The 10,745-nt window shown below is 34.4% G+C and carries 11 protein-coding genes; 3 read left to right on the top strand and 8 right to left on the bottom strand.

Translation table 11 applies throughout. The features are described from left to right. Nucleotides 1-400: 400 nt before the first annotated feature. Nucleotides 401-745, bottom strand: a complete 345-nt coding sequence (locus tag ES676_RS09615) for a DUF3024 domain-containing protein (RefSeq protein ID WP_148370113.1) — start codon at nt 743-745, stop codon at nt 401-403. 392 nt (nt 746-1,137) lie between these two features. Further along, the gene (locus ES676_RS09620) at nt 1,138-1,332 is read right to left on the bottom strand and encodes a hypothetical protein (protein WP_148370114.1); all 195 of its coding nucleotides are present in this window, start codon (nt 1,330-1,332) and stop codon (nt 1,138-1,140) included. Nucleotides 1,333-1,481: 149 nt separating this feature from the next. On the opposite strand from ES676_RS09620, the gene ES676_RS09625 reads away from it, so the two are divergent. Genes ES676_RS09625 through ES676_RS09635 form a run of 3 tightly spaced genes read left to right on the top strand, consistent with a single transcriptional unit; the run spans nt 1,482 to nt 2,892 of the window. Beyond that, nucleotides 1,482-2,237: a hypothetical protein gene (locus ES676_RS09625; RefSeq protein WP_148370258.1), complete on the top strand. Its 756-nt coding sequence runs from the start codon at nt 1,482-1,484 to the stop codon at nt 2,235-2,237. Nucleotide 2,238: 1 nt separating this feature from the next. After that, nucleotides 2,239-2,634 (top strand): DUF5675 family protein, encoded by a 396-nt coding sequence (locus ES676_RS09630; RefSeq protein WP_148370115.1) that lies wholly within the window; start codon nt 2,239-2,241, stop codon nt 2,632-2,634. An 18-nt stretch (nt 2,635-2,652) separates the two neighbouring features. Beyond that, nucleotides 2,653-2,892: a hypothetical protein gene (locus ES676_RS09635; RefSeq protein WP_148370116.1), complete on the top strand. Its 240-nt coding sequence runs from the start codon at nt 2,653-2,655 to the stop codon at nt 2,890-2,892. A gap of 831 nt (nt 2,893-3,723) precedes the next feature. Here the strand turns inward: ES676_RS09635 and ES676_RS09645 are convergent. From ES676_RS09645 to ES676_RS09670, 6 genes are all read right to left on the bottom strand, one after another. Continuing rightward, nucleotides 3,724-4,686, bottom strand: a complete 963-nt coding sequence (locus tag ES676_RS09645; RefSeq protein WP_148370118.1) for an endonuclease/exonuclease/phosphatase family protein — start codon at nt 4,684-4,686, stop codon at nt 3,724-3,726. A gap of 1,475 nt (nt 4,687-6,161) precedes the next feature. After that, complete coding sequence (locus tag ES676_RS09650) at nt 6,162-6,437, bottom strand: hypothetical protein (RefSeq protein ID WP_148370119.1); 276 nt, start codon at nt 6,435-6,437, stop codon at nt 6,162-6,164. A gap of 284 nt (nt 6,438-6,721) precedes the next feature. Continuing rightward, nucleotides 6,722-7,267, bottom strand: coding sequence for a TlpA disulfide reductase family protein (locus ES676_RS09655; RefSeq protein ID WP_148370120.1), 546 nt, complete (start codon nt 7,265-7,267; stop codon nt 6,722-6,724). 98 nt (nt 7,268-7,365) lie between these two features. Beyond that, nucleotides 7,366-7,608, bottom strand: coding sequence for a hypothetical protein (locus ES676_RS09660; protein ID WP_148370121.1), 243 nt, complete (start codon nt 7,606-7,608; stop codon nt 7,366-7,368). Nucleotides 7,609-7,748: 140 nt separating this feature from the next. Next, nucleotides 7,749-8,864 carry a serine hydrolase domain-containing protein gene (locus ES676_RS09665; RefSeq protein WP_148370122.1) on the bottom strand — a complete coding sequence of 372 codons (1,116 nt, stop codon included), beginning with the start codon at nt 8,862-8,864 and terminating at the stop codon, nt 7,749-7,751. An 884-nt stretch (nt 8,865-9,748) separates the two neighbouring features. Then, nucleotides 9,749-10,693 carry a hypothetical protein gene (locus tag ES676_RS09670; protein ID WP_148370123.1) on the bottom strand — a complete coding sequence of 315 codons (945 nt, stop codon included), beginning with the start codon at nt 10,691-10,693 and terminating at the stop codon, nt 9,749-9,751. Nucleotides 10,694-10,745: the final 52 nt, after the last annotated feature.

The raw sequence follows: 10,745 nt of genomic DNA on the forward strand, positions 1-10,745 counted from the left end.
TAGCCTATGCTTAAAATAGTAGGTAGCTTCAATTGGTGTAAAGAGCAATTGTTGAGATGAACGTTGAACCGCCGTATACGAGACCCGTACGTACGGTGGTGTGAGAGGCGCACTGGCAATCATTCGAGTGGAAATTGGCTTATTCTCGGTTTACTTGCGTTTCTACTATTTATGCCTGCTCTATTATTTTAAGTGACTCGAAACTTCCTAAAACTTCTGTTTTTATTAAATCCCTTTATTTTTTTACCTTTTTAAGGTTGGCTTAAAAAACTCTTTAAATTCTTCTTCGTCCGCCACGTTTTAAAAATCTGAAATCGTAATTATTTCGTCAGTTTTAGATTATAATAGCAGTCATTTCCGCAATCTAATTCCCGCGCAATTCTTATAATTATATTTTGAGTTAACCATAGAAACAACTATGTTTATCTTCTCTGATAATGTCGATAATATTATCTAAATGTGTTGATTTAGGAAATGGTTCATAAAGCTCCCATTTTCCGCTTGCACGCATCCAATATAAATTCCATTCTTGTCTTGATTTATAAAATCTAATTTTTGCGAATTCAATATGTTGAATTTCTTTCGGGTTATTCCAAACAGGACGAATTTCATACAGCACAACGACTTTACCGTCATAAGAGTATCCAAAATCGAGTTTTGCACGAATTTCTGGATTTTCCGGTCGTAATGATTCCACGTACTTTTTTATAGTCGCTTCGTTTATATCAATTGTGGTATTTCTCATTCAGTTTCAATTTTTTTTGAGCTGGCGCAAATTTAATTATATCAGTTAAAATTGACCACTTAATTCCTATATTTAGAGCTATAGGAGTTGTTATTTTTTTATAGTTATTAAGGATGTCCTACAGCAATGTTGTTTATAAGCGTATCTTACTTAATAGCGCGTACAATATAGATAATACTTTTATCGTATGTTAAGGAAAACAGATCATTCTCAAAAGTTTTGTGTGAACTGAAATAAGATTAAGATTTTTATCACAAAAAAAACCTTGTAAACATAGAGTTTACAAGGTTTTTGCGGAGAATGAGGAACCAACCGCGCGTTTGTTTATTATTAGTAGATTAGGTGTTTTTAATAAGTAGGGTGAACCGAATAGTGAACCGATTACTTTGATTCTAAATGTATTTATTTACCATATCTTCCTCAATTCCAGCGTACTCTGAAAACTCTTTAATTGTAAGAACCTGATGATCCTTCTTGTCCAAATGTATTTTTATTTTTTTAAATAAAAGGCGACTAGAGCGCTCACTTCTTCCGGTGATGCGCATAATATCTTTTGGGTAAATACATAGTCTTTTGATGCTGCTCATACTTTATCCATACTTTATCTATAGTTGATAATGCTATCATCAATAGGTTTAAAATGGCAAAAAAGGCACTTTTCGGCATATGCGGAAAGCACTTTTGGGATTGCTTATTAAAGATACGGAGTTTTGATAAAACTAAAAAACTTAGAATTATGGCTAGACAAGTTGGTATTATCAAATTAAAGGGAACTCTGGATGATATTTCCTTTTACAAGTCAAGTGATGGACATTTGGCGCGTACTAAAGGGGGGATTGACGCCAATCGTATTGCTAATGACCCTGCGTTTCAAAGAACGCGTGAAAATGGCTCTGAATTTGGTCGCGCTGGCAAGGCCGGCAAACTAATTAGAAACTCCATTCGTGTGTTGTTGCAAAACGCCAAAGACAAACGAGTGGTTAGCAGATTGACCAAAGATCTGGTGGCTATTACTAAAACGGACCTTGTGAATGCAAGAGGTGAGCGTACGGTGGAGGATGGGAATTTTAATAGCCTTTTAGGCTTTGAATTCAACCTCAACGGGAAACTAGGTTCTACCTTGTTTGCACCTCTTACTGTAGCTTTCGATCGTGTGTCAGGGAATGCCGATGTTACTCTTGCGGCTTTTAGTCCGGCGGTGCGTATTGCGGCTCCTTCAGGAACTACTCATTTCAATATTGTAATGGGTGCTGCAGAAGAGGACTTCGTTAATGAGACGTTTGTTTTTGAAACGACGAGCTCAGGGATTCTTCCTTACACGGCTCCAGATACGGCTCCTATCGCATTGAATGTCGTGCTTACTGCTAACTCGGTATTACCAGTTATTGAGGTGGTGGGCATTGAGTTCTATCAGGAAGTTAATGGGCAAATGTATCCGTTGAAAAACGGTGCATTCAACGCGCTTTCTGTAGCACTTGTAGGCACGTTGTAAGATGGATTTATTACTCCAACGACACTATTTTAAAGAGGGTACTAATAGTGCCCTCTTTATTAATGGGCATTTTATCTGTTTTATGATTGAATTGCCCTGGCTGAATAATAAACGGCAAGTGTCCTGTATTCCGGAAGGTGTTTATGAAGTGAAACCTCGTTTTTCCAGTCGGTTTAGGGATCATTTGCAGGTTTTGGATGTGAGCCAGCGAAATTTGATACTGATTCATCCTGCGAATGATGCTTCTAAAGAACTGGAAGGTTGTTTGGCTCCGGTAAGTCAGTTGGCAGGGATAGGAGTAGGCTGGTCTTCACGATTGGCTATGCAAAAGGTACTTTCACTTTGTCATCAAGCTTTTGAGCGCAAAGAATTTATTTCATTAACCATTAACCATTAACCATTAAATCTTAAGATTATGAATTTAGTAGAACGTTATAAAAAACCAACACCGAAGTTTTTCAAATTATTACGAAACATCGGGATTGCACTAGCTACTGCAGGCGGTGCTATTATTGCTGCTCCGGTTAGTGTGCCAGCTATTGTTATTACCATTGCCACTTATATGACCGTGGCCGGAACTGTGGCTACAGCTGTAAGTCAGGCGGTAGTTATGGATGATGAACCAAAGCTGTCATCTCGTAAAAATAACTTATAGAAATCGTATAGATTAGGATGTCTCAAAGCGTATCACATATTAGGTTTTCAATTTTGGGTGGCACTGCTTCTTCGGTTTGGATGCGGATCTCTTCCGAAGACCTCATTAAAACAGCTATTATGGCCGCTTTTGGGGCTGTTGTTAGTTACCTTGTTTCGCTATTGGTAAAATGCATTCATAAGCGATTAAAACGTCTCAAATTAAAAGATTAACCGTATTTATTAAGAGCTTCCTATGGGAGCTCTTTTTTAATTTAAATACTCTTACTTATGGACATTTCTTTAGACATTATTGATAAACGTTTTCCGCACATAGCATCGCTTTTAGAGCCCTTAATTCAGGTTCCAATACAGAAAAGGCTTCATACACAGACCCTATTGAAATACTGTCAATTACCCAACGTGCCGCCTATCTTGACGCGCGTAAATCCTCTATTTATAAATTGACATCACGTTGCAACATTCCTTTTATAAAAATAGATCAGCCATTGTCTTTTCAACAGGCAGATATCGACGCCTGGTTACGGGAAGGAAAACGAATAAGTACTAAAAATATCGAGAATACAGCCCCGAAACATTATTATAAGAACTGTAGAGGCTATTCGTTTGCTTAGAGCCCTTCCTATTATTTTTAGAACGTAAAAAAAAGAAAACGCGTTTTTTGGTGGCGTGGTGATGCTGTCACGCTTTTTGTAAAAAATGGTGCTTATGGTATGCCGTTTGTAAAAAATAGAGCTGCCTTATGGGGCACTATTTTTTTCAAAACCTTTGGCTTGAGCTTTACAGCATTTTAGCGTTGGCCGATGGAAGCCAACTCTATTTGTGCCCTTTTTTATATCTTAAATTCTGTCCAAAGTGGATAGTGATCTGATATCAACCAGGATAAGCTATTATTGGTTAGCAAACGGTTTTTTAAAGCCACGTTTACAAAGTCATAATTACCTCCATTTACAAACTCCATAGATAATTTAGGTCCTTTATCATCACTATTAAACCAAGCAATTTGATCATAGTACTTTGTTTTATTGAAAATAGACCGCGTTACCTTGTCGTTTTGTAATTGCGCTGGCACATATAACCCCTCAGATAAAAATGTTTGATCTAATAAGTCGCCACGCTTATCAATATTGAAATCTCCTAACGCAATAAAGTCTTGATGATATGCATTTACATTATCTGCCCAATCCCTAAGCCACTTTGCAATGCCACGTAATTCTGGAATACGACTTTTCTTATTTTTACCGTAGAGAATGTGAAGCGTCACTAAAATAAATGTACGCTTGCCTGATTTGAAGCTTACCGCATAAGGTGATCTGACAAATTGATTTGACAATGCATTATCTTTAATTGAATCTTCCCATTCTTCAGGTACTACTAATTCACCTGCCAATCCTGAAAGTTGTACACGGCGCGTATCAAATATATATGCCATTCGTTCACCATTCCCAACTTTACCTTTGTTTACATCGGTTAGGATTAATGACCAATTTGCCCCTAATACTTTCAAAGTATCTCTTAAAGCACGTAGGTTATCTTTTACTTCTTGTACTGCTATAACATCAAAACGTTTTATGATTTCTGCAATACATAGAATTGAATGTAAATCTCTTTTAGGTGAATCGTCATCATCGGAATCCCATTTTCGTGTTAGGTTTCCAAATGCTCTTATGTTCCAGGTTGCAATTAGAAGGTTTCTATCTAATTGTTTAGTTGGTATTTTATTATCTAAGTCCGCTTTTAGAAGTTCTAGATTCTCTTTTACTTCTGCAGGCGGTTGTTTTAGGATTGAATTCATACCTCAATATAATACTATTTGTATGTATTTACAATTGTTTGTTAAGCAGGTAATCTAAAAGGCGCGAGCCGCCTGCGAGATGAACAAGGGTGTTGTGAGTGATAGTGTGAGGTACGAGCGCTCTCGCGACAATGTTTTACACTAGGTGGCGCTTTTTTTGATTGTTTATTGGGGAGTTTATTGGTTACGTTTTTAGGTAAGGGCTGTGTGTGAGAGGCGTGTTTGACTACTGGGAAACGTGGATGGAATACACAGCTCTTACATACATAGGAGGGAAGCGGTACCCTTTTTTCTATGGTACTGCTGGAGGACTTTTTAAGTTATGATACGGTTGCTTATTACGACTTCAAAAAACGTGACACCGTTAGACCTAAAACCTAAAGCAACGGTTGCTGCTTCTAAGCAAAACGTTTCGACTTGAAATGCGCTCTTATATCACTATATATTTGGTGAATTATGTAGGTCATTACTATTGATTGATTTCTGTTTTGATTTATCGACTTTATTGATTGCTTTGGGTTTTGGGTTGAGCCCGAAGTGACCCGCAGGCTCGCATCATATTAAATAGCAGTTTTACCCTAAACGATTAACATTGCGCTTTTAGCGCTTTCCTTATTGGGGTTTGGAGTAAAAAAGTAGCTATGGGTGAGAAAGGAGTGTAGTGTGTGCAGTAGTGCAAATACATACGACCGCGAGGACGTGTCGCCGCAGTGGTTGTATTTATGGTGTATGCAAGGCTTTAAGTTAGTAATGGATTGTAAAAGCCCTAAAGGTTGATTGTATGTTATTAGTTACTTGTAATGGTAATTTGGCTTGCAGATATGCGCTATGAAACTAAATGGAGGGACTGCCGAACACCTTATTACCTGCCACTAGAGTTTAAATTACCACTGAGTTTTCTATGGATACATGATTGTTACTATTTTTTGTTTTACCCTCTCTATTCAGTTTATAGTACTAAAAGGAAAGATCAAAAAACTAACGTTGATAAAGTGCTATAATAATCTACTAAAACAAGCTTTTGCCCATGCTAAACCAGAATTAATATAATAGGATATTTACAGAAGTGCTTTAGTGAAAAGTTAATGGGCTTTTACTTGTTTTTTTGCCACAGTACTTTGGTGGCAGTAGTGGTTTTATTTTTTTAGATACAATTTTATTCTTTTCCAAATCATTGACAAAATCTGAATGAAGGCTAAAAACAATGCAATAATGGCAAGGATGTAGCTTTGATTTGATTTGTCTAAATATTCCTCTATCGTACTATTTTTATTATTTAACTCTTCAGATATATTTAATAAATTTTCACTTATTAGATGGTACGAGTCGCCTGCATTTTCTCGTAAGGTTATAAAAAGTTCTTTTTGCGATTCATCTAACTTGTCGAAAGGGTGTTTGTCTTTGCTTTCTAGTAAATAATATTTAAGTTCAGTAACGTATAATGAATCCTTTTTGTTTGAGGTGTAATAGTCAGATTACATATCTTCTAAAACAAATGACAGGTCTGCATTAAAATCATAAAGGTCTTGATTTTTTATTGTATTATTTCTTATATCTAGTCTCTCCTTTTTGTCAAATATTAGTTTTAAATCAGAATAGTCGCCATCCAGTTTTATAGCTTTCTTTAAATCATATTTTATGTTTTTAGACAACCTCAATTTCGGTGTTGAAAATGATATTATGACTAGTTTAATCATAATTGTCATTGCAAAAATTAATAGTGGCATTATAATAAATGCCAATCTATTCATAAAAGCTAAATGTTCTTTATTGGAAAGTGTACTATCTATTTCTTTGGGAAAATATTTGTTGTTAAATTTGTCGAAATTTTTTTTAATCCCATTTATTTATTTCATAGATATTCTATTCTTGATTTAGAGTGCTGTTTGTCTTCATTACAGCCAAAGTTTTGTATAAGAATAGTTGCGGGTTTGAAGGCGAGCATTTTCTGAAGGAAAACCGGGTGTGGCAAATACGTATCTACCTTTGTTTGGGTGCTAAGTCTTAATTATTTTTATACGGTATTGGTAGTTGTTTATTTTACAATTTGTTCTATTTTCGTTCGAATGTCATCGTTATTCATATTATAATTTGATTCAAATAGAACTTTAAAGTTTTCATCAAGTATTATGATTTTTGATAGCCCTATGTATTTAGGGTTAAATTTTGTTCCTAATATATCAACTAAGAATTTATCGTATTTTTTAAATCGTCTAGACGATTCTTTGCTTTCAAGATTAAAAACGGGTAATTGGTAGTTTTTGTTCTTAAAAAAATCTAAATATACTGCTTGTCTTTTTGTTTTTGTTTCTATACCATAAACATAAATATTTGTATTACTCAATTTCTTTTGTAAGTTAATTATTGTTGGAATAAATTCAACACAAGGAGAACACCATGTTGCAAATGAATAAAGTATTTTGTATTTACCATTATTATGTTCGTACTTATGTAATAAATCTGTGTTTAAATCGTAAATTTTATTAATACTTAATTCCTCGTATTTTTTTATGTTTAAATATTCTTTATCCTGTGAAAATAGAAGTGTAGGAAAGAATATAAATATTATCAATACTTTCATATTTTTATTGTTATAATTTTAAGGTGTATTATGGGTTTAAGGCATAATACACCTTGAATTATTATTAGTTTAAATTAACTGGGATTTTATACAAGATATTATTGAGGTTTAACTGAATCATCTTTAATTAAATTTATGTATTTAATTGCTTTTGACCATTGACTATTTTCTCTCTCTGTAAGCCAAGTTATAGTTTTTTCACTTAAATCTATTGCTAAATTTGATTCATAATTATCATAATACATATGAGTTTTATTTTCTTCATCATAATGAGAATAGGTCCATTTTGCGTATATAAAGAGTAGCGCTGAAAATAAGCGATAACTATTTGGGTAAAACACAAGCCGAATTTTTAAATTTTACTATTTATTTTGTTTTTGGGAAATCGTCAAATTTAAAAATTTGGCGACTTCGCAAAAATGCCCGAACCTTTGTGTTAGCAACGACTCGCGCTATTTTTTATATACGTTATTAGTCAAGGTTATTTCTTCAGTTTCTTGATCTCGGGAACAATATATTCATTTAACAAAACTGTTGTTTGGTTATGAGAATTCATTCCGCCATTATAGAACGTGCTTGTCAAAACAACAACTAAATTTAATTCTGGGAAAATGGCAATTTTATTTCCGCCTGTTCCAGACATAAAACTTGCTTTTACCTTTTCTTCTTTTCCAAATTCCGATAACCACCATAAATATCCATATTCATAATCGAACATTCCAACTTCAGAATGTGGCTTGGTCGATTTAGAAACAAAATCAGCTGTAATTATTTGCTCATTATTCCATTTTCCATCGTTTAAGTATAACTGACCAATTTTAAGTAAATCCCTACTTCTTAATCCCAATCCGCCACCAGTCATTGGTAATCCTGTTGGTGTAATTTGCCAATGATAATCTGTAATTCCCAATTTAGAAAAAAGTGCTTTGTCAGCATAATTTTTTAATGAACCTGAAATGTTGTTGATTACATCGCCCAATACAACAACACCTGCTGTACAATAACTAAAACTTCGACCGTATTTTGTGTCTTTAGGTTTCGTTATCCATTCGGGAAACCCTTTAATTGGTAAATCCCAATAGAATTTAACCCAATCTTCGATTATATACATTTTTTCTTCTTGACCACGTGAATTTTGGTCCCAATCGTTACATTCCAAAATTGAAGACATCGTTAATAAATCTTCAATCGTTATATCATCTTTTCTACTATCTGGATTTTGTAAATTTTTGACCTTGGAATATTTGGATGCTTTTTCATCGACTGATTTTAATGAACCATCTTGAATTAAACTGCCAATAAGTGTTCCTGTTATAGTTTTGGTTGCAGAACGAGTATTATGTTTCGTGTCTATATTGTTATCGTTGTAATAATTTTCAAAGATGACCTTTCCGTTATGGGCAATTACAACGCTGGAAATTTCCTTAAAATCGCCTTTCGTTATTAGGCTGTCCATTTCTTGGATTTTTGAGCTGTTTTTCAAATGGTTTTCTGTTTTCCAGCCATCGTTGTTTTGGGTTGGCGTAAATTGATTATTCTGTGCGTTTAAATTGAAACAGATAAGCGCAATTAATCCGAGAAGTTTAATTTTTTTCATTTGTTGATTTGATTGATGAATTTATCTATCTGACGACAATGTTCAATTTTTGTTACGATTTTTTTTAATTGTGGCTAACGTCTCCGTATATGAAACGTAGCGTGTAAAAAGACGCTATCGTTTCGGATTATACACGAGCCGAATTTTTAAATTTTTCTTTTTATCTTTATTTTACTAAAAGCCAAATTTAAAAATTTGGCGGTCTTCGAAAATACACACAAACCTTTCGGAAAGCCTATATTAGCTATGTTTTATATACATTGTGTGTGCCCAGTATGGGCATCTTTAACTTACAGCAAAGTAAGTAATTAATCTATAGGGTGCAAGTCCCTTATGCGCTGGGGTAACGCCTAGAAGCATTAGTAAGTCGCAAGGGTGGTAACTGCAAAGTTACATCTGAAGAAAGCGAGACTACAAAACTCGGTACTGACGAACAGAAACCGTATACAGAGGCCTATTTATTCGGGTAAGCAACCACATCATTGCAACGCCCAAAGAGTATCAAAAGGGTAAGTAGGTAGATACGGCAGGGATTGAGTGAAAGAAGATGTCAATACCTGGGGAGATCTCCAAAGTTACGAGTTGGCCTATTGGAGAAGTCAGCAGAAGTCATAGTACTTAAGGGAAACGAGGTGGGAGAAAAAGCCCATAGGACTCACAATTAAGGAAGGACGGAACAACGTTCTCTATTAAATTCGCATAGGAGCAAATTTTTGTAGCCTATGCTTAAAATAGTAGGTAGCTTCAATTGGTGTAAAGAGCAATTGTTGAGATGAACGTTGAACCGCCGTATACGAGACCCGTACGTACGGTGGTGTGAGAGGCGCACTGGCAATCATTCGATTGTCAGCCGTCTACTCGATTGTGCAACGTACTTTTCGCGATTATTTTATTCTATCCGTATATTTTTTCATTACCCAACCAGTTTCTTGCAAGTTGTCATTCGGATTTAGGTAGCTTACGTAAATCCATTTGTGATTAACATTAAGAACCACAAATTCAAATCCTTCGTCAAAATTCGCAATAACATTAGATTTTGATTTTGGCTTTAAAAATACTTTACACTTTCGATTAGTAATTCTATATTCCTTTTGTTCTTTTAATTTATTCTCAAAATTTGAAATATGCTTGGTTAAAGTATTTTCTATATCTTCTTTAGTTGCATATTCTGGTTTTGGCGTCCAGTTTCTTATTTCAGCTGTTATTGCTAAAATTAGACCGACCAAAGTCATTAATTTCCAAAATATCACAGCAAATCCCTTATCCTGATTGTCAATTTTGATTTCAATCCGATTTAGAAAATTATTTAAAGTTTGAAAATTTTCATTAGATAAACCTTCTTCTTCAATTATTCTATCATTAATGGAAACAACCTCTTCTGTAATTTCATCGAAATCATCTATTAAATCCCATTTTTTATGATATGATGCTAATTCAGCCATCTGCGTCGAAAGTGAGTTCATAGCTTTACTCAAATTAGAAACGTGCGCTGAATTCCAAAGTTGACTTGAGAGTGCGATAGAACTATTTAATTGCTCAAATATTTGTTGATTTTGATTAGTAATTGATTTTATTGCATCAAAAGCTGTATTCGGAATTTGAAATTGATTTCTTGCAATTGCCATATTAGAAATGGCTTGAACTGAATTAAGTAAGTTTGAATTTTGTACAGCTCCTTTTAAAAGTGCTTGTGTCATATTCATAGCTGAACTTCGTGTAGCCCAATCGTATGATTTCATAATATTAGCAACTGAATTATACGCATCAAATTGCTTATTTATTTTATCAGCAAAATTTGCGGTTTTTAATATTTCATTCAGTCCATTCATAGTTCATTTTTGATGTTTTCGATGTTTTTCTCGTATGTTGCACAACTTAGTT

Source organism: Bizionia saleffrena (genome assembly GCF_008086175.1).
Taxonomy (GTDB): domain Bacteria; phylum Bacteroidota; class Bacteroidia; order Flavobacteriales; family Flavobacteriaceae; genus Bizionia; species Bizionia saleffrena.